The sequence below is a fragment of the Arcicella sp. GW822-FHT02H01 genome (assembly GCF_058802005.1).
This window is the reverse complement of the sequence record NZ_JBXANT010000001.1, coordinates 4876309-4896025: the sequence shown is the minus strand read 5'-3', so window position 1 is coordinate 4896025 and position 19717 is coordinate 4876309. Positions and strand designations below refer to the sequence as shown.

Annotated in this window: 16 protein-coding genes; 7 read left to right on the top strand and 9 right to left on the bottom strand. The window is 35.9% G+C overall.

Annotated features, from left to right (window positions below):
• Positions 1-34 precede the first annotated feature (34 nt).
• Positions 35-1408: a DUF937 domain-containing protein gene (locus AC1RNE_RS20430; RefSeq protein ID WP_492803567.1), complete on the bottom strand. Its 1374-nt coding sequence runs from the start codon at positions 1406-1408 to the stop codon at positions 35-37.
• 296 nt (positions 1409-1704) lie between these two features.
• Here AC1RNE_RS20430 and hisB point away from each other — a divergent pair, with 296 nt between their 5' ends.
• Complete coding sequence (gene hisB, locus AC1RNE_RS20425; protein ID WP_492803565.1) at positions 1705-2826, top strand: bifunctional histidinol-phosphatase/imidazoleglycerol-phosphate dehydratase HisB; 1122 nt, start codon at positions 1705-1707, stop codon at positions 2824-2826.
• A gap of 323 nt (positions 2827-3149) precedes the next feature.
• Here the strand turns inward: hisB and hslU are convergent, their stop codons facing one another.
• Entirely contained in the window at positions 3150-4544 is a 1395-nt protein-coding gene (hslU, locus tag AC1RNE_RS20420) for an ATP-dependent protease ATPase subunit HslU (protein ID WP_492803564.1), read from the bottom strand.
• 54 nt (positions 4545-4598) lie between these two features.
• Positions 4599-5633 (bottom strand): type IX secretion system protein PorQ, encoded by a 1035-nt coding sequence (porQ, locus tag AC1RNE_RS20415; RefSeq protein ID WP_492803563.1) that lies wholly within the window; start codon positions 5631-5633, stop codon positions 4599-4601.
• Positions 5634-5940: 307 nt separating this feature from the next.
• Here porQ and AC1RNE_RS20410 point away from each other — a divergent pair, with 307 nt between their 5' ends.
• The 3 genes from AC1RNE_RS20410 to AC1RNE_RS20400 all read left to right on the top strand — a co-directional run bounded on the left by AC1RNE_RS20410 (position 5941) and on the right by AC1RNE_RS20400 (position 9978).
• The gene (locus AC1RNE_RS20410; protein WP_492803561.1) at positions 5941-7497 is read left to right on the top strand and encodes an acyl-CoA carboxylase subunit beta; all 1557 of its coding nucleotides are present in this window, start codon (positions 5941-5943) and stop codon (positions 7495-7497) included.
• A 146-nt stretch (positions 7498-7643) separates the two neighbouring features.
• Positions 7644-8729: a M42 family metallopeptidase gene (locus AC1RNE_RS20405; protein WP_492803559.1), complete on the top strand. Its 1086-nt coding sequence runs from the start codon at positions 7644-7646 to the stop codon at positions 8727-8729.
• Between the two features lie 229 nt (positions 8730-8958).
• Entirely contained in the window at positions 8959-9978 is a 1020-nt protein-coding gene (locus AC1RNE_RS20400) for an AraC family transcriptional regulator (RefSeq protein WP_492803557.1), read from the top strand.
• 108 nt (positions 9979-10086) lie between these two features.
• Here AC1RNE_RS20400 and AC1RNE_RS20395 read toward each other — a convergent pair whose 3' ends face one another.
• The 3 genes from AC1RNE_RS20395 to AC1RNE_RS20385 form a co-directional block, all read right to left on the bottom strand.
• Positions 10087-10437 carry a DUF4260 domain-containing protein gene (locus AC1RNE_RS20395; protein WP_492803555.1) on the bottom strand — a complete coding sequence of 117 codons (351 nt, stop codon included), beginning with the start codon at positions 10435-10437 and terminating at the stop codon, positions 10087-10089.
• A gap of 86 nt (positions 10438-10523) precedes the next feature.
• Positions 10524-11480: an NmrA family NAD(P)-binding protein gene (locus AC1RNE_RS20390; RefSeq protein WP_492803554.1), complete on the bottom strand. Its 957-nt coding sequence runs from the start codon at positions 11478-11480 to the stop codon at positions 10524-10526.
• A gap of 174 nt (positions 11481-11654) precedes the next feature.
• On the bottom strand, positions 11655-12776 hold the full coding sequence (locus AC1RNE_RS20385) for a redoxin domain-containing protein (protein ID WP_492803552.1): 1122 nt from the start codon (positions 12774-12776) through the stop codon (positions 11655-11657).
• A gap of 149 nt (positions 12777-12925) precedes the next feature.
• Between AC1RNE_RS20385 and AC1RNE_RS20380 the strand changes: the two genes are divergently transcribed.
• On the top strand, positions 12926-13708 hold the full coding sequence (locus AC1RNE_RS20380; RefSeq protein ID WP_492803551.1) for an amidohydrolase: 783 nt from the start codon (positions 12926-12928) through the stop codon (positions 13706-13708).
• Between the two features lie 2 nt (positions 13709-13710).
• Positions 13711-14349: an SGNH/GDSL hydrolase family protein gene (locus AC1RNE_RS20375; RefSeq protein WP_492803549.1), complete on the top strand. Its 639-nt coding sequence runs from the start codon at positions 13711-13713 to the stop codon at positions 14347-14349.
• A 56-nt stretch (positions 14350-14405) separates the two neighbouring features.
• Here the strand turns inward: AC1RNE_RS20375 and AC1RNE_RS20370 are convergent, their stop codons facing one another.
• The 3 genes from AC1RNE_RS20370 to lysS all read right to left on the bottom strand — a co-directional run bounded on the left by AC1RNE_RS20370 (position 14406) and on the right by lysS (position 18983).
• The gene (locus AC1RNE_RS20370) at positions 14406-15893 is read right to left on the bottom strand and encodes a Do family serine endopeptidase (RefSeq protein WP_492803547.1); all 1488 of its coding nucleotides are present in this window, start codon (positions 15891-15893) and stop codon (positions 14406-14408) included.
• Between the two features lie 303 nt (positions 15894-16196).
• Positions 16197-16643 (bottom strand): Hsp20/alpha crystallin family protein, encoded by a 447-nt coding sequence (locus AC1RNE_RS20365; RefSeq protein ID WP_492803545.1) that lies wholly within the window; start codon positions 16641-16643, stop codon positions 16197-16199.
• A gap of 627 nt (positions 16644-17270) precedes the next feature.
• The gene (gene lysS / locus AC1RNE_RS20360) at positions 17271-18983 is read right to left on the bottom strand and encodes a lysine--tRNA ligase (RefSeq protein ID WP_492803543.1); all 1713 of its coding nucleotides are present in this window, start codon (positions 18981-18983) and stop codon (positions 17271-17273) included.
• Between the two features lie 282 nt (positions 18984-19265).
• Here lysS and AC1RNE_RS20355 point away from each other — a divergent pair, with 282 nt between their 5' ends.
• Positions 19266-19664, top strand: coding sequence for a LytR/AlgR family response regulator transcription factor (locus AC1RNE_RS20355; RefSeq protein WP_492803542.1), 399 nt, complete (start codon positions 19266-19268; stop codon positions 19662-19664).
• Positions 19665-19717: the final 53 nt, after the last annotated feature.

The window sequence follows — 19717 nt, the reverse complement described above, 5'->3', positions numbered from 1 at the left end:
TAACATTTTACAATAATGTTAGCCTTTTTAATGATTATTTCTTCACTACTTTCAATTCTATTCTTCGATTTTTAGCTTTACCTTCTTCGGTAGCATTGCTTGCAATAGGGTTTCGAGAGCCTCTTCCTGCAAAATCAATTCTAGTATCTTTAATACCATTGCCAATTAAGATATTTCTAACAGCTACTGCACGTCTGGCTGTTAATCTTATATTCTGGAGAGAGTCACCTGTATTATCAGTAAAAGCTGTTAGCTTAATTTGTACACGTGGATAAGCCAAGATAATTTTTGCTAAATCAGTAACAGTTTTGTCAGACCCTGCTGTTAGGGCTGCTGTATTACCTTCAAATCCGATATGATCAAATGTGAAAGTTCTGTTTGGAGCAGCAACTGAATCAGACAAGTATCGAGCAAAATTATAGGTAAAAGAACCATCTGTCAAATCTACTTTTTGACCGTTTGGCAAATTAACTCCTATTGTTTTTGTTTCGCTAATGGTGCTAGCCGTATCTACTTTAGCAACGGTAGTATCCTTTGATAGACTACTGGTATCAATAACAGCACCTGTTACTTCTTCCATGTCAGATGAATCGGTCATCGCAGTAGATGAATTACTAAGGCTTTTCCAATCGTAAGTAAAAGCAAAATATCCTAGTCCAGCTATTACTGCTACGATTAATATTGAAGGCAAAAACCATTTAGGAATTTTCATTGATTCCGAAGCTTCACTTTCGTAGTTTTTCCCTGAGTAGGTTACTTTCTGTTCTGCCATTGGTTTGGCAGCCACAGGATTGTTCACAGAAACAGATTTAATAGGCGCCGCCGGAGCAAACTGTATTGGTTTTATCTCCTGACTCATGAAAACGGCAATACCCAAGGTATCAATCATTTTAGGTTGAAGAGCCTCAGGCGTTTCATCAATCAAATAAGCCTTTTGTTCTAATAAATAATTAGCTAAATGTATTTTATCCAGCCCTTGGCTAATGACCAACTTCCCTAATTTACCCACAATAATCGGTGCAACGCCAGCCATTATTAAGGTAGCAGATGAATTTCTGATACTAGCATACTGTGAAATCAAGGTAGCTACAGAGCTTTTTTTATCAGGCAAAAGCATACTAACTACACTGCTTCCTTGTTCAAAAAGGGGAGCAAAGCTTTCTTTATCTCTTAAATAGTCATCTAATCTATCATTAATACTTCCATCGTGTTTGCCACGCTGAATAACATTCATTAAAGTAGTAGCACCTGCTTCATTAGAGACTCTTTTCATCAAACCTCCAATTAATGTAGGGATTAGTCCATCAATAGCCACTTTTACTTTCGCCTCAGTTTCCCCTGTTATGTTAGCAATTTTTAATGGAATATCTCCTGCAAACAGCTCTTTAAGTTCTCCAAATAAATTCATACTCTTATTTTTATAATTCTTTTAATGTCGATTCAAAATTACAACCTTATTATTTAAAAAACACTCAAAATGTTTTCAATGGCAAATCTTTCCTAAGAATTTCCACTCAATTTTTACAATTTATTCCCTCCTGAAATTTACTGCTTTTGCTTAAAAATAGATTTTTACACAAAAATCAGGCATGTAAAACAATAAACATCAAGCAAATTTGAAAAAAGTGATAAAACTCTAGGATTGTCGTACTAATTTTGTGATTCCCATTTCAAATTCATGATTTTGGAATCATATTATATTTTATGAAAAAAATATTGTTTATTGACCGTGATGGTACTATTATCGTTGAACCTCCAACAGATTTCCAAGTAGATTCTCTAGAAAAATTAGCGTTTCTTCCCAAAGCAATTTCTAATCTTCGCAAAATAGCCGAAGAGGCAGATTTTGAATTGGTAATGGTAACAAATCAGGACGGTTTAGGAACAGACTCTTTTCCAGAAAATACTTTTTGGCCTGCACACAACAAAATGATGGAAACGTTGAGTAATGAAAATATTCATTTCGCAGATGTTCACATTGACCATACCTTTGAACACGAAAATGCTCCGACACGTAAGCCAAGAACGGGAATGTTGCAAAAATATTTTGATGAAACCGTTTATGATTTAAAAAATTCTTTCGTTTTAGGAGACAGACTGACGGATGTTCAATTAGCCGTTAATTTAGGAGCTAAGGCAATTTATTTAGGTGATGCCCAATCAGAAGACAAAGCATTAGAAGAGGCTATCGCTATTACCACTAAAGATTGGGATGAAATTTATCAGTTTATACGTTTACCAGAGCGTATTGGTAGCATAGAACGTATTACGAAAGAAACGCAAATTTGGGTAACTGTCAATTTAGATGGAAAAGGTAAATCAAACATTGATACTGGTTTAGGCTTTTTCGACCACATGTTAGACCAATTGGCGAGACATTCGGGTGCAGATTTGACCATCAAAGTAAATGGAGATTTACATATCGATGAACACCATACGATTGAAGATACGGCTTTAGCTTTGGGCGAGGCTTATTTAAAAGCGTTGGGTGATAAAAAAGGGATTACCCGCTACGGGTTTTATTTATTGCCAATGGACGAAGCCTTGGTACATGCAGCGATTGACTTCTCAGGAAGAAACTGGATGGTTTGGGATGCTAAGTTCTCTCGTGAGAAAATCGGAGAAATGCCTACAGAAATGTTCTTCCATTTCTTCAAATCGTTTACTGATACTGCTAAATGTAATTTGAACATCAAAGCCGAAGCTGATAATGAGCATCATAAAATAGAAGCTATTTTTAAGGCTTTTGCAAAGGCTATCAAAATGGCAACCAAGCGTGAAATTAAAGATTTAGATATTCTCCCTTCAACAAAAGGCGTATTATAAACTGTATTTTGCGTATTTAGTAGTTAAATTAAACAAAGAATTAATCACTGATAATCTATATTTGGTAATTCTTAGTTACCTTTGTAAGCAAGAAAAAATCGAATATTTGAACCTTCAAAATCATATAAAAATGTCTGGAACATTATTAACTTGGGCTTTCTTTATCGTACTTATGGGTGCTTCTACTTTTGTAGCTATCAAATTACAAAAAGTTTATAACGAAAGAGGTAAGTAATTAGCCCCAATTTCCTAAAGGTATTGTACCAAAAAGAGCTTCTTGAAATTTTCAAGAAGCTCTTTTTTATGAATTAAACATTGATTCCTTACAAAATATATTGGCTCAAATCTCTGTTTTTTACCATTCCTCCCAAGCGTTCTATTACTAGTTCTTTGCCAATCACTATTTTTTCATTGGGAACTATTACATCAGGTATATCAAACATAATATCGTTCAATAAATGTGACATTACCGTTTGTAAACGTCTTGCTCCGATATTTTCAACTTCTGAATTTACCGCAAAGGCGATTCTGGCAATCTCTGCTAAAGCATCATCATCAAAGGATAACTCTACCCCCTCAGATTGTAATAAAGAAATATACTGCTTCGTCAAAGCACTTTTAGGTTCTTTTAAAATTCTATAAAAGTCTTCTTCTTTTAAACTTTGTAATTCTACTCTAATAGGGAATCTACCTTGTAATTCGGGAATCAAGTCGCTTGGCTTTGAAACATGAAAAGCACCTGCTGCAATAAATAGCACGTGGTCAGTATTAATGACGCCATATTTAGTATTCACCGTAGAGCCTTCAACAATAGGCAACATATCTCTTTGTACACCTTCGCGACTTACATCGGGACCACCTCCGCCACTTCTTGACGAGGCTATTTTATCTATTTCATCAATGAATATTATCCCTAAGTTCTCTGCTTTTCTGATGGCCTCTTCCTTTACTTCATCCATATCAATCAGTTTTGCTGATTCTTCTTCCAAAAGTACCTTACGTGCATCAGCGATAGTCATCTTACGCTTTTTCTCTTTTTTGGGCAACATTCCTCCAATCATTTCAGAAATATTCATCATCGACATTTCATCAATTGGTCCACCCATCACCCCGATATTAGGCGTATTTACACTGCGAACGGCAATGTCAATCTTACGATTTTCAAGTTCTCCTCTTCTTAATTTTTCACGAAATAGCTCTCTGGTTCTTTGGTTCAATTCTTCGTCACTTTCAGGGACTTCGTTACTATCAAAACCTACCTTCTCTTGCTTTTTCTTTTTACCCGTTTTGCCCATTGATGGCACCAATGCTTCCACAATAATCTCTTCGACGATTTCAGAGGCTTTATCTTTTACTTCTTCTTTTTTGGCTGATTGTACTAAGTGAATAGACGATTCAACTAAATCTCTGACCATTGATTCTACGTCACGCCCCACATATCCTACTTCTGTAAACTTTGATGCCTCTACTTTGGTAAACGGAGCATCTGCCAACTTGGCTAATCTACGGGCTATCTCTGTTTTTCCAACACCAGTAGAGCCAATCATCAAGATATTATTGGGTGTAATTTCTTTTTGCATATCTTCTGGAGCATTCATGCGTCTCCAGCGATTTCGCAGTGCAATTGCTACATTTTTCTTGGCATCTTTTTGCCCAATGATGTATTTGTCGAGTTCTGCGACAATTTGTTTAGGAGTTAATGATTCTAAATTTGCCATCTTTTAAACGTTCCACGAATTTGGGTTTTAACCAACGTGTGGGTCGGTGAATTTTTATTTTATTATTCTGTTTAAGTCACAAACTAAACCAAAACTATTCAAATTTCCTGCGGTATTATAGCCTGAATACCCATAGGAAAAATCAAAAAGTTTGGTGTGTATTAAAAACCCTAAAGAGAACCCAGAAAAGCCACTGATATTCTGTTGACTCAACTCGGCAGCCCTTAAATGGTTATATCCAATTAAAGCATGAAAATTTTTATTAAGCAAAATTTCTGTGCCAATGACGAAATGTCTTGCTATTTTATCTGCTAAACCTACTTTATTCTCAATGATATTACCATTAAAGTCTTTTTTGATGATGGTTTTATCTAAATATGCAATATCGTATTGATATAAGTGATGAGCCGTAAACGAAAAACGGACTGGCATATATTTAGGTTTAAAGCTAATACCTGCTTGTACATCAAAAGGTAAATTGCTTTTATCAAAGGGAGTATACGCTTTTAATAAAGCCCCTACATTTTTTGCACTTATCCCAAGCGTTAATGCTTGAGTAGGATGCTTAAATATAGCACCAAAATCTAACAATAGAGCTACCGCTGAATAATTTTCTACGACAGAAGATACATATTTTATACTTCCACCAAAGGTAATATTTCCTTGAGTCCTAGCACTTGATAACGTAAGTGCTACATCATTAGCGGTAAATTGTCCAAGAATATTTCCAGCAGCATCTGTTAATTGAAAATTGCCATAATTAACCGACTGAACACCCAAAGCAACAATGTTTTTCTTGAAACTTCGACCATAAGCAGCCGTGGTATAATTGATGCCAGCAAAATAAGGAATATAATTTACAGCTAAAAGATTATGCAAAGTGGTATCTAAAAGAGCAGGGTTTTGGAAAATTACATTTACATCTTTATTGGTATGCGCAACATTTATTCCACCCAAAGCTAACGTGACAGGATTGCTGGGAATATTCAAAAAGCTGAAGCTTTGATTACCTCCAATCTGAGAAAAACCTTGTCGGGCAATTTGTAGAAAAAATAGTATGAAAAATTTCCAAAAGTAATTTTTATTCATGCTTTATTTAATATTTTTTGTCTTTCAATCTCAATATTGTTCAACCAAACTACAACCTTTATTGAGTGGAGATAAAACAATTTTGATAAAAACGAACCAAGATAAGCATTCAATCTAGCATAATACAGTTTATTTATATTTATTATTGTGTAATTTATCAGAATATCGTTAGAGTTTATGTTAAAATACGCAAAAAAAATAAAATTATACAAAATCAAGAAACTATATTGTTTTTGCAGGTAATTGCTATTTGAAAGTATATCTTTGATAAGAATTAAAACAAAGCAATAGAACAAAATCATTCAAAATGAATACAGGGGGCAATCAAGTAAAATTTGATGAATTAGCAAAGAAAAACACTGAAGCTTTATTGGGTGGAGGTGAAAAGCGAATTGAGGTTCAACACAAAAAAGGGAAGCTGACAGCACGCGAAAGGGTGACGTTGCTATTGGATGAAGGCAGTTTTGAAGAGATTGGTAAATTCGTGATGCATCGCTGTAAAGATTTTGGGTTAGATAAAGAATATTACTTAGGAGACGGCGTAATTACGGGCTATGGCACAGTAAATGGGCGTTTGGTCTATGTATTTGCCCAAGACTTTACCATCTTTGGCGGTGCCTTATCCGAAACACATGCGGAAAAAATCTGCAAGATTATGGATTTAGCCATGAAAAATGGTGCTCCTATTATTGGTCTGAATGATTCTGGTGGTGCTAGGATTCAGGAAGGAGTTACTTCTTTGGCAGGATATGCGGATATTTTTTATAAAAACACCTTGGCTTCGGGCGTAATTCCACAGATTTCAGCCATTATGGGGCCATGTGCAGGTGGGGCAGTATATTCTCCAGCGATAACCGACTTTATTTTAATGGTTGAAAACACTTCATATATGTTTGTAACAGGCCCGAATGTGGTAAGAACTGTTACCCATGAAGTGATTACTTCCGAAGAATTGGGCGGCGCTTCTACGCATTCTACTAAATCGGGTGTTACCCACTTTTCTTGTGCCAATGAAGTGGTCTGTATCAATAACATCAAAAAAATATTATCATATATCCCTCAGAACTGCGAAGACAAAGCTCCTTCCCTACCCTATGAAATAGGCAATGAAGAACGAAAAGCTTTGGATAGCCTTATTCCAGAGAACCCCCATCAGCCTTATGATATCAAGGAAGTAATTGAGCACATTACTGATACCGACTCCTTCTTTGAAGTGCATAAAAACTATGCTGAAAATATTGTAGTGGGCTTTGCTCGTCTGGCAGGTAGAAGTATTGGTATAGTTACCAATCAACCTATCGTAATGGCAGGCGTATTAGACATTCAGGCAAGTCAGAAAGCTGCTAGATTTGTTCGTTTTTGCGATTGTTTCAATATTCCATTATTGGTGTTAGAAGATGTACCAGGGTTTATGCCTGGCACTAACCAAGAGTGGGGCGGCATCATTTCTCATGGAGCAAAACTGTTGTATGCCTTCTGTGAGGCTACTGTACCAAGAATTACAGTAATTACACGCAAAGCCTATGGAGGCGCTTATGATGTAATGAACTCCAAACACATTGGTGCTGATATGAACTATGCTTGGCCAACAGCCGAAATTGCGGTGATGGGGGCTAAAGGTGCGGCGGAGATTATTTTTAAAAGAGAAATATCAGAAGCAGAAAACCCTGTTGAGAAATTACAAGAAAAAGTAGAGGAATATACCGAGAAATTTGCTAATCCGTATAGAGCGGCACATCGGGGTTATATTGATGAAGTAATTCAGCCCTCAGAAACGCGTCAGAAATTAATACGGGCTTTTAAAATGCTGGAAAATAAAGTAGCTAATTTACCAAGGAAGAAGCATGGGAATATTCCTTTGTAGTTGTGAGCTTTGAGTTATGAGCTTTGAGCTTCTTTTTTGCAGGATATTTAACTAAAAATTGATTTTTATCCCCAAAGGCTTTAAAAACCTTTGGGGTTTTGTATTTTTGTAAAAATGACATTTCGAAATATATCAATACTTTAATTATGACTGAAAACGCAAAAACATTTCTCTACGAATACCTCAACAATGCTTCGCCAACTGGTTTTGAAGCATCGGGACAACAAATTTGGTTAGACTATATCAAACCTTATATCGACGAAACTATTATTGATGTGTATGGTACAGCCGTTGGCGTGATTAAACCAAACACTGCTTCACTGGCAAAATCTTATAAAGTAGTTATCGAAGCGCATGCTGACGAAATTTCTTGGTTTGTAAACTATATCGACGATAATGGTTATATTTTCGTAAGAAGAAATGGTGGTTCTGATGCCGTGATTGCTCCGTCTATGCGTTGTAATTTACATACTAAAAAAGGTGTTGTAAAAGGCGTATTTGGCTATCCTGCTATTCACGTGCGTGATTTGTCAAAAGACAAAGCACCAACTGTTAATGATATTTTTATTGATTTGGGTGCCGCCAACAAAAAGGAAGTGGAAGAAATGGGCGTTCATGTTGGAACGGTTGTAACTTTTGAAGATGGTTTAACGGAGCTAAACAATCGTTATTACGTTGGTCGTGCGTTAGATAACCGCATTGGTGGCTTTATGATTGCGGAGGTAGCGCGTATGCTCAAAGAAAACAAGGTTGAGTTACCTTTTACGTTGTATGTAGTAAATGCTGTACAAGAAGAAATCGGTTTACGTGGTGCTGAAATGATTGTAAGACGTTTGAAACCAGACGTAGCCATTGTTACAGACGTTACCCATGATACACAGTCGCCGATGTACAATAAAAAAGAACAAGGTGATTTAAAATGCGGTGCTGGTCCAGTGATTTGCTATGGCCCTGCTGTACAAAATAACCTACGTGATTTTATTATCGATGTAGCTGCCTCTAAAGAAATTAAAATCCAACGTCAGGCAGTTTCTCGTTCTACTGGTACGGATACAGATTCATTTGCTTATGCAACTGAAGGTGTAGCGTCTGCGTTGATTTCTTTACCGTTGAAATACATGCACACAACTGTTGAAACCGTTGCAAAAGACGATGTACAAGCAGTAATTAATTTGATTTATGAATCTCTATTGGCTCTGACTGGCAACGAAGATTGGCGTTATTTGAAATAAGCTGTAAGCTTTGAGCAGTGAGCTGTGAGCTTTTTTTAGGCTAAAAAAATAAATCTCATGGCTAATATGAGTTGTAAGTTATGAGCATTGAGCTGTGAGCTTTTTTAGCCTAAAAAAATAAATCTAATAGCTCATGGCTGAATGCTCATAGCTAATTCAACTGTAAGCCTTTTTTACTTAAATATCTCATTGCTCACAGCTCAATGCTTATAGCTGACAGCTTAAAAATATGTACAACACACTTTCTGTTTCTTCTTTTAACCTAATTCTCTATTCAGCCCAACAGAGGGGTGCTGAATACAATGTCCTTTGCGAAAAAGTAGGATTAACAGCAGATATGCTTCAAGACCCTGACGCTCGTTTGCCTATCAGAAAAGTGCAAGAATTATGGAAAGAAGCCGTGGAAATGACGGGCGATGAACATTTAGCATTGCATATAGGGGAATCTATCAATACTGTTGCCGTAGGAATTTTAGCTTATGTAATGATGCACTGCCCTACACTAGGGAAAGCCTTAGAAAAACTTTGCCAATATCAAGACATCGTTTGTGATGGTTCAAAGACTGAGTTTTATATAAAAGATGATTTGGCTTATGTAACTTTAACACAGTTAAGCGAGGAAATGCTTTATCCGCACTATGCTTTTGAATCTGAATTATCTATTTACAATGAAGCCGTAAAAGGTATGCTTGGTAGAGCACTACCCCTTCATGCAGTGCATTTTAATTATCCTGCTTATTCGTCGCATTTAAGCGAGTACCAGCGTATTTTTAAGACGGAACAAATAATATTTGAAAGCGATATTACAGGAATAGTTTTTGAAAAAAAGTATTTGGACTACCCCATACTGAATGCTAATCCCAATCTTTTTCCCTTGTTTGATAAACATGCTCAAAGTATTTTGACGAGTCTAAAACAAGATAATTCTATCAAAGAAAAGGTTAAGAAAGAGATTCTGGATGGACTTAAAGGGGAAGAGCCATCATTGTTTAATATTTCTAGGAATCTGGGCATTGGGTTACGTTCACTACAAATGAAACTCAAAGAAGAAGGAGTCACTTTTCAGCAACTCCTTGATGATATTCGTAAGAATTTGGCTGTTCAACATCTACAAGAAACCCATTTAAGCACTACAGACATTGCTTATTTATTAGGCTATTCAGAGCCAAGTGTTTTCTTTCGCTCCTTCAAAAAGTGGACAGGATATACACCAACGGTCTATCGCAAAAACCCTAAAATGGTAGCGTGAGTAATTGAGTGAGTTAGTAAATGAGTGAGTTAGTGATTATTATTTTGACTCATTACTTATATAACAAATCACCCTTAAAGCTTAAAGCTCATCACTCATAGCTCAAAGCTACTTCCCTATCTTTCCCAAATGCGTATTCCCAAAACTATCTTCATATTTTAGCCCATAGCCCATCATTCTATCGAAGGCAGAGTGTGCAAACAGGATTGTTCCAACTAATAAAATGACTTGATTTTGGAGATAGAAACCGAGTACCAAAATACTAATGCCTAAGGCTTTATGGTGAACAAAATTATATAGCCAAGCACCTATTTTGGTATTAACCAAGTAACCTAACATCCCTAAATCAGGGGTTAACAATAATGCTGGAAAATACCACCATGCAAATTCTAAGCGACTGAATATTAATATTCCTAATACAAATTCAGCCATTTCTTCAAGTGCTAATATAGTTTTCATAATGTTTTATGTATTTAATATCTGTTTGTTTAAAAGGTAAAATGTTAAACTAAAAAATCTCACTGCTCAAGGCTTTCCGCTCACAGCTACTTCTCAAGTTCATTCTCCTTAAACCAATCCAACGTTTCAGTGATGGCTTCTTGTAAAGGGGTTTCTTTGAAAGTTGGAAAAATACTTCTCACTTTAGTATCGTCCAGTATTACAGTTCCCTCAAAAAGATAAAGCATCTCTTTTACTTCTTTCATTACTGGCATAAAAATTCCTAATATTGTAAATAACCATTTTGGATAAACAGTTATCTTTTCAGGAGCATCGGCTGACCTTGAAATCTGGTTAAGAAAACCTTTGATTGTTGGATGTACTTGTCCGCCATAATTATAATTTTCATAAGGTTGCTGCACACCTCTTTGCATTAATCTTACCATCATTTCGGCAGCATCTTTGGTAAAAACCATCTGATGTGGAATATCAACACGAACAGAATAAGGAAGAGCGTTACCATTAAGGGCATTCATAAAAAAAGGCTTTATCCCTTCATTCAATACATTAGGACCCCAAAAATCTGGCAAACACACATCTAATACCTTACATTTCCCCGTATGGGCAGCATCTTTCAACATCTTCTTTAACTCAACACGCAGAGCTCCTTTTCGAGTGCAAGGATTCTCGGGAGAATCTTCTTTAATTAATGGGGTTTTACCATAATTGTAAACATTCCCAGGAAAAACTATCATTGCTTGATTGAGACTGGCAGCTTCAATAATCTTTGCAGTCACCACATCCATATTGCCAAACCATTTGTCATAAGGATAATTAATCCCGTGAAAAATATACTTTTTGTCGGCGGAGACTTGTTTTAAAAGATTCAAATCTTGAACATCACCTTTGATGATTTCTACATTGTCAAAGTCTTTAAAAAGATTTGTTGCCTTGGCTACATCACGAACAATGATGCTTACTGGAATATTTTTGCGAAGTAAATTTTCGGTAAAAGCATAACCAATACTTCCTGTTGAGCCTAATATTAAGATTTCTGATTTCATGTTTTCTGGTTGTTTAATGATGATACAAAGTTGATTTAATCCATCGAAATCGTCCTTGACCAATCGTGCAAATAACATGACATTTTACGAAAACCTATCACCAAAATAGCGACCAACCTAATGCTTATTAACATCAGATTAGTCGCTATTTATGATACTTAAATAAAATTCACCCTAATAATATCTTCCTACAGCAGGGTTGTCTACAATAATTCTCTTCATTTCCTGAGGATTAATCGTGCCCTGTTTCTGATACACTACCTTTCCGTTTGGTTCTATTAATAAAGTATAAGGTAATGCTCCTTGCCATTTTGGGTCAATAAGTTCTATCAGTTTGTAGGCATCGTCTGAATTAAAAATATAATTTTTGTTCGAAGCCTGTAGTCTTTTCAGCGTTGCCAAAGCTTTATCTTTTTTGTCTGGTTTATCTGCTGATACGGTCACTAATTCAAAATCTCGTTGTCTAAACATTCTATTGATAGTCATAAAATCAGGCAATTCAGCCACACATGGCCCACACCAAGTAGCCCAAACGTTAATTAATCTTAACTTTCCTGAATCATTTTTCAATAAATTTTTTATACCTGCTTCATCGATTGATTCCAACGCTACGGGTTCTTTTGCCCAATCTATTTTTTCTTGTTCCGCCAATTCTCTTTTACCTCCCCATTTTATCGAGCATCCAAAGGTTTTGGTTTTACTCACAGTTACAGGCTTATCCGCTAATAATTCGTCTAGGGCTTTTCTGGTATCGTGATTTTTAGGTGTACCCGTTGGTTTTTCAACATCATCAATTCTTCCTGAGTACCTTAATATTCTTTTCTGGTCAAAAATAAAGGCATGAGGCGTCGCCACAGGGCCATATTTTTTAGAGGCTACTTCCGTATCACCATCATACAAATAAGGAAAATTAAAATGATGTTCCTTAGCCCTGATTTTCATATCATTGTAGCTATCACCTAAATCGGTATAACCCATTTCATCCAAACGCACGCTTACAGGGTCATTTGGCGAAATGGCAATTACTTGCACTCCTTTGGCTTGGTAATCGGTCACGAGCTTTTTGATACGCTCTTCATAAGATTGTGCTGTCGGACAGTGATTACAGGTAAATACGACTACTAAAATCTTGGCTTTGGCAAAAGAATTGAGCGTATACATTTTACCATCGATTCCCTTTAAATTAAAATTAGGAGCAACAGCCCCAATTTCTAGAGTGGGATGTTCTTCAATATTTTTGAAGCCCAATAATGCTATGCAAATCGTTAATAATGAGAGGGAGAGTATTCTTTTCATAGTTTTTATAAATTGTTTTTTTCTATACAAAAGAAAACACTTTTTCGGACTAATGTATCTTGCTTTGGTTGCTTTATTTGATTGAGCCATAGAAAATCACTATTTTTGATAATACTCATCCCACGATTATTCTCTTAAAACATATATTTATGCAAGACCTTTCTGTAACGCTTATTCAAACGAATTTATATTGGGAAAATACCACTGCTAATTTGGCGATGTTGGAAGAAAAAATTGCGCTGATTGATACGCCTACTGACCTTATTATTTTACCAGAAATGTTTAACTCTGGTTTTACGATGAATGTTAACGAGGTAGGACAGCCAATGAATTTTTTCGTACAAAAATGGATGAAACAACAATCAGCACAAAGCAATGCCGTTGTCACTGGAAGTTTTATTGTAAAAGATGGAAATCATTTTTTCAATAGATTAATCTGGATGCGCCCTGATGGGAGTTTTGAGCAATACGACAAACGTCATTTATTTAGAATGGGGGGCGAACATCATTATTTTACAGGCGGTACAAAAAAGCTAATTGTGGAATTGAAAGGCTGGAAAATCTGTCCGCTTATTTGTTATGATTTACGGTTCCCCGTATGGTCTAGGAATGTAAATCAAGCTTACGACTTACTGATATATGTAGCTAATTGGCCAGCGGTTCGTTCAAAAGTGTGGGATACTCTTCTACAAGCCCGTGCTATTGAAAACCAAGCGTATGTAGTGGGGTTAAACCGTGTAGGCAAAGATGGAATGGATTTAATCTATTCGGGGAATTCGGCAGTGATTGATTTTAAAGGCAATCAACTTTTTTATGAAGAAAATATTGAAATTGTAACCACACAGGTACTCCATAAAAAAAGTTTGGCTGAATTCAGAGAACAATTCCCTGCTTATTTAGATGCTGATAGTTTTGACATTAAAACCTATTGATGATGCAGAAAAAACTACTAACTTTTTCATTGTTACTGAATCTCTTATTTATCATCACAGGTGGCATTTTGGCATACCAGTTTAGGCTAAAACTCTATCGATATTTATTCCCAGTGAAATCAAAAAATATTTTATTGATTGGTGATTCTTTGATTGCACAAGAAAACTGGTCACTACTTTTAGGAAGAAATGATATTTACAGCATCGCTTATGGTGGGGCAATCACTTTGCATATTTTAAAAGACTTAACACTGCAAGTACCCCACATTAAACCCAAGATTTGCGTAATTGAAGGCGGTATAAACGATTTGCTAGCTGGTGTACCCGAACAACGGGTTTTTGAGAACTATCAAAAAATGATTAAAATACTCCAAGAACAACAAATTAAAATAATTGTTCAAGCAGTAGTCTATACGTCGATGCCTGATATTAATCAAGAAATCACCCTGTTGAATGATAAATTAGCGAGGTTTTGCCAAGAAAATCAATTGGTATATGTGGATGCTAACCCATATTTAGCTGAAAACAATCAACTAAAACCACAATTCTCATTAGATGGCATTCATTTACAATACGACGCTTATCCAATTTGGGCAAAGGAATTAGCAAAGGCATTAGAAACCCTTGAAGCCAAGCCATAAAAAACCCTGTAAAGCAGTGCTTTACAGGGTTTTTAGTACTATTATATAAAGAATTATTAAAGTATCATCAGTACGCGTGTACCGTCTACATCAATACCTTCAAGTCTGACTTTACCTTTGCGATTAGCTAAAACGTCTGCTATTTCTTTTGCATCGGTAACAGCTTTTTCATCAATTTTAGTGATAATAAAGCCTTTATCTAATCCTTGGTAGCCTAATCTACCTTCTGGGTCAACTTCTGTGATTTTTGCACCGCCACTAATTTTGAATTTAGCTTTTTCGCCATCACTCAAATTAGCAAGTTTAGCACCTAAGAAATCGCTTTTTACAACATTTCCAACCACTTCACCTTTTACAATGTTTGTGTTGCCATCTTTATTTTTTAACACAACATTGAAGTCTTTAAGGTCTCCATCACGGTTTACAGTAACTACTACTGTTTCACCTGGGCGTTTACGACCTACCAATTCCATCAATTTAGACATTGATCTGGTTTCGATACCGTCTATTTTTACAATTACATCGTTTACTTTTAATCCAGCAGCTTGAGCTGAGCTTCCGCCTACTGTTGGGAAACCACCTACATATACGCCATCACCTACTTTTAAATCTTTCTCCTCAACCAATTTAGCGTTTACTTCGGTAATGTTGATACCCAAATAGCCACGTTGTACATTGCCATATTTAATCAAATCAGCCGCTACTTTTTTAACAATTCCTACTGGCACTGCAAATGAATATCCTGCAAATTGACCAGTACGGCTATAAATAGCAGTGTTGATACCAATTAGCTCACCTTTTAAGTTAACCAAAGCACCACCAGAGTTACCCGGATTTACGGCTGCATCTGTTTGAATAAACGATTCTAATGGATTAACGTCTCCACCACGGTCTATAATATTCTGGCGTCCTTTTGCCGAAACAATACCCGCTGTAACGGTCGATTCTAAATTGAACGGATTACCTACAGCCAATACCCACTCTCCTACTCTGATAGCATCTGAATCACCAAAAGTCAAGAATGGTAAATTAGAGCTTTTCACTTGAATTACCGCAATGTCCGTAGCTGGGTCAGTACTGATAACTTTTGCTTTTAACTCGCGTTTGTCATTCAAAATTACTGATACTTCGTCTGCATCTTGTACAACGTGATTGTTAGTAACAATATAACCGTCTGAACTAATAATTACCCCCGATCCTGACGCTTCTTGAGGTTCTGCTTGCTGACGACGACCGCCTCCGCCAAAACCTCCGAAGAAATCTTCAAACGGGTCCATCATTTGACGGCTAACGTTGCGTGTCATTTTTGTTTTAATGTGTACTACCGCAGGCGTAGCTTTTTCTGCCGCATACGTAAACTCACCCGGTGCACCTGCTGGAACAGCCCCAACATTTGAAACCATTCGTGTGAAAGCAGAAGGCGTATTGGTAAATAAGGCGTCTGATGATGATTTTTCTAAAAAAAGCTTATAGGCTCCAAGCGTAGTAGCACTACTCAATATTCCGGCTATAGCTAGGTTTTTTACATTACTTTTAATTTCCATGGTTTGTGATATTTTGTTAAATTTTACAAAACAATACAAGATTGAATAAATTTTTGATCTTTAATTCACATCTGCTAATTTAACGCTAAAACTTTTTTTAAGGTGCATTCCTCTAAAGCTTTTTAACATATTTTAAGAAAATACTTATTAGTAAGTAATCAGCTTTGAGTGATGATTTTTTTGTAGAACAATAATATAACATTTAGGGCAAAAAGATTCCTTCTCTAACACTATTTTTCAGAGAAGGAATCGATAATAATAATCTTGAAACTAATGGCTAAAAGCCTAACGTAATCTAATCAATTACGCTACTGCTATTTCTTTAACCGCAGGTTTTACTTCTTCTTTTTTAGGAAGTGAAATATTCAATATTCCGTCTGCATAAGTAGCTTCTATTTTTTCTCCGTCTACCGACTTAGGCAAATTGAATGTTCTTTGGAACGAAGTATAATTAAATTCTTGGCGAGTATATTGCTCAGTTTTTTCTTCATTTGATTGCTCTTTCTTAGTCGAGATAGTCAAACGGTTTTCATGAAGACTTAATTTAAAATCTTCTTTTTTCAAACCTGGAGCAGCTACTTCAATATGAAATATGCCTTCTACTTCTTTTACATTCACAGCAGGAATGTTATTATATGCTACACTATGGTGTTGTTTTGAAGGATACATGGTGTCTATGTTTTTTAAAATGTTGTTGAAATCTTCATTGAAAAATTGGAATGCTGGGTTATTGAATCTAACAAGTTTCATGGTTTTATGTTGTTTAATGTTTTTTGATTAAATGTTAAAATGTTTTGTCCTTTTTATAATAGCTGGACATCCCTTTTATCTCAAATCCTATACCACCCACATTTTAATGCCATTATGTCTTGTATTTTTATTTTACAATGATTTTCACATGACAAATTAACCGATTATTACAAATCAAGGTTGATAAATTGTCATTTTTTAGATTATCAGCGGAAAAGATTTTACCCGCTGATTTTGGAGATTATAAATTATTAAAAATCAGCGGAAATCAGCGATACTTTTCTGCGGTAATCAGCGGGGAAATATATTACACGCTGATTTTGGAGATTTAAAAACCGCAGATTTGCAGAGATTTTAAATTATTAAAAATCAGCGGAAATCAGCGATACTTTTCTGCGGTAATCAGCGGGAAAAGATTTTACCCGCTGATTTTGGAGATTTAAAAACCGCAGATTTTCGGAGATTTTGAATTATTTAAAAATCAGCGATACTTTTCTGCGAGAATCTGCGGGAAAAGATTTTACCCGCAGATTTTGGAGATTTTAAACCGCAGATTTTCGGAGATTATTTAATAAATCTGCGAGTAAAAAAAACGGCTACCTCGATGAAGTAGCCGTTTTCTTTTTTTTATTCAAACCATTTGAGAACATCGTCTTTAGTAGGAATTGAAATATCTAGTTTTAACTTTTTACGCATTCCGCCTAAATCGTTAAATACTTTGTTTGGATTAGCCTCTTTCAGTCCTGCGATAGTCATAAAGCCCATTTTTTGAAGTACAGGTATCCATGCTGTTGGTACACCAATTGCCTCATATTCTGCATCAGTAGAAAGTTCAGCTTTCTTCTCTGGACGCATCTGAGGGAAGAACAATACCTCTTGAATAGTCGTTTGGTTAGTCATCAACATCGTCAGACGGTCGATACCAATACCAATACCTGCTGTTGGTGGCATACCATATTCTAATGAACGAAGGAAATCTTCATCCATCGCCATTGCTTCGTCGTCACCTCTTTCAGCTAGTTTCAATTGTTCCTCAAAACGTTCACGCTGATCAATCGGGTCGTTTAATTCTGAATAAGCATTGGCAATTTCTTTACCATTCACAAATAATTCAAAACGCTCTACCAACCCTGGTTTGCTACGGTGTTTTTTAGTCAACGGAGACATTTCAACTGGATAGTCGATAATAAACGTTGGCTGAATCAAATTGCCTTCTACTTTCTCACCGAAAATTTCGTCAATCAATTTACCCGTTCCCATCGAAGCATCCACTTCTATTCCCCAAGAAGTACAGTGATTACGAAGCGTTACTTCGTCCATGCCTTCTACATTAACACCTGTGTATTTTTCAATTGCTCCTGCAATCGTCAAACGTGTGAATGGTCCAGCAAATTCAATTTCGTTTTCGCCAACTTTTACTTTCGTTTGTCCGTTGGTAGCGATGGCAACTTTCTCGAAAATCTCTTCGGTGATTTCCATCATCCAATTGTAGTCTTTATAGGCTACATAGAATTCTAAAGACGTAAACTCAGGATTGTGAGTTCTGTCCATTCCTTCATTACGGAACATTTTACCGAACTCATACACGCCATCAAAACCGCCTACAATAAGGCGTTTCAAATACAATTCATTGGCAATTCGCATATATAAAGGAATATCCAAAGAATTGTGGTGTGTTTTGAACGGACGAGCAGAAGCACCCCCATGAATAGGTTGAAGAATTGGTGTTTCAACCTCTAACCAACCTTTTCCATCAAAAATTGTACGCATCGTCGTTACAATTCTTGAACGTTTGATGAATATATTTTTTACTTCTGGATTAACAATCAAATCGACATAACGCTGACGGTAACGTGTTTCTGGGTCTGTTAAACCATCAAACACATTTCCATCTTCATCACGTTTTACTACTGGCAATGGGCGTAATGATTTATTCAGAATCTTGAATTCGGTAACATGAATAGAAACTTCTCCTGTTTGGGTAGTAAACACATAGCCCTTCACCCCAATGATATCACCAATATCTAATAACTTCTTGAAAACTGTATTATAAAGCGTTTTATCTTCATCTGGACAAAGGTCGTCTCTACGGAAATATAATTGAATACGGCCTGTAGCATCTTGTAATTCTGCGAAAGATGCACTCCCCATAATTCGGAAAGACATTAATCTACCTGCAATCGAGATATTCTTATAATCAATCTTATTGTTCGCATAATTCTGCTGAATATCCTCAGCAGTTACATTGATTTCGTATAGTTCAGCTGGATAAGGGTCGATTCCGAGCTTCATTAAATCTTCGCGCTTTTGTCGGCGAAGTACTTCTTGTTCTGAAAGCATAGTATTTGTAATATGATTCGTGAAAAAACACCAATCTTGTTTTCCTGCAAAATTAAGGATTATTCGTGTGTCTTCAAACCATAAATTTTTCTGATTTTCTTGTTACCATTTTTCAATGCTTTTACGACTAAGAAAATGTAGCACAAAAGGGGGGGTTTACGGAGGGTAAAAATACGCAATTAAGCAATTAAAGTGTTTTTACGCTAAAATATTGAAAGCAAAGTCTTTTGTTTTGTACTATGGAAAAATATTCATCAAGGTGATTATGTAAACCAAACAACTATGAACTTACCAATCCAAACCAATTTTCTCTTTTCTTCAAAACGATATGGTCGTGAAAAAAGAACAATTATTTTCTTAGAAAGAGGAAAAACAGAAATCTTTATCGATGAAATTGTGATGTGTCAAGGCGAAGGAAATTATACTTTTGTACATTATAAGAATGGTAGTAAAAGACTTTTTTCAAAAACGTTAAAACAATTTTGTGAATTATTTGAACCCCATGATTTTGTAAGAGTAAGCAGATCTTTCTTGATTAATTTAAGATATTTAAAAGCATTCAGTACTACAGGTGAGCCATGTGTAATTATGATAGATGGACAAAAGATAGACATTGCTAGACGTCGCAAAGTGGCGTTTCAAAATATAATAAGACAGTTTACAATAAAATCAATTGCTTGATTACCAATTGGTCAATGTATGCTAATTAAAGAAAAACTATTTTAGTGGTTAGG

Excerpts from the sequence above, each read along its gene's own strand:
- hslU (WP_492803564.1), bottom strand. The coding sequence starts at position 4,544 with ATGGCAAATTTAGAATCATTAACTCCTAAACAAATTGTCGCAGAACTC.
- AC1RNE_RS20410 (WP_492803561.1), top strand. The coding sequence starts at position 5,941 with ATGAATACAGGGGGCAATCAAGTAAAATTTGATGAATTAGCAAAGAAA.
- porQ (WP_492803563.1), bottom strand. The coding sequence starts at position 5,633 with ATGAATAAAAATTACTTTTGGAAATTTTTCATACTATTTTTTCTACAA.
- AC1RNE_RS20375 (WP_492803549.1), top strand. The coding sequence starts at position 13,711 with ATGCAGAAAAAACTACTAACTTTTTCATTGTTACTGAATCTCTTATTT.
- AC1RNE_RS20390 (WP_492803554.1), bottom strand. The coding sequence starts at position 11,480 with ATGAAATCAGAAATCTTAATATTAGGCTCAACAGGAAGTATTGGTTAT.
- AC1RNE_RS20385 (WP_492803552.1), bottom strand. The coding sequence starts at position 12,776 with ATGAAAAGAATACTCTCCCTCTCATTATTAACGATTTGCATAGCATTA.
- AC1RNE_RS20370 (WP_492803547.1), bottom strand. The coding sequence starts at position 15,893 with ATGGAAATTAAAAGTAATGTAAAAAACCTAGCTATAGCCGGAATATTG.
- AC1RNE_RS20355 (WP_492803542.1), top strand. The coding sequence starts at position 19,266 with ATGAACTTACCAATCCAAACCAATTTTCTCTTTTCTTCAAAACGATAT.
- AC1RNE_RS20380 (WP_492803551.1), top strand. The coding sequence starts at position 12,926 with ATGCAAGACCTTTCTGTAACGCTTATTCAAACGAATTTATATTGGGAA.
- AC1RNE_RS20365 (WP_492803545.1), bottom strand. The coding sequence starts at position 16,643 with ATGAAACTTGTTAGATTCAATAACCCAGCATTCCAATTTTTCAATGAA.
- hisB (WP_492803565.1), top strand. The coding sequence starts at position 1,705 with ATGAAAAAAATATTGTTTATTGACCGTGATGGTACTATTATCGTTGAA.
- AC1RNE_RS20430 (WP_492803567.1), bottom strand. The coding sequence starts at position 1,408 with ATGAATTTATTTGGAGAACTTAAAGAGCTGTTTGCAGGAGATATTCCA.
- AC1RNE_RS20405 (WP_492803559.1), top strand. The coding sequence starts at position 7,644 with ATGACTGAAAACGCAAAAACATTTCTCTACGAATACCTCAACAATGCT.
- lysS (WP_492803543.1), bottom strand. The coding sequence starts at position 18,983 with ATGCTTTCAGAACAAGAAGTACTTCGCCGACAAAAGCGCGAAGATTTA.
- AC1RNE_RS20400 (WP_492803557.1), top strand. The coding sequence starts at position 8,959 with ATGTACAACACACTTTCTGTTTCTTCTTTTAACCTAATTCTCTATTCA.
- AC1RNE_RS20395 (WP_492803555.1), bottom strand. The coding sequence starts at position 10,437 with ATGAAAACTATATTAGCACTTGAAGAAATGGCTGAATTTGTATTAGGA.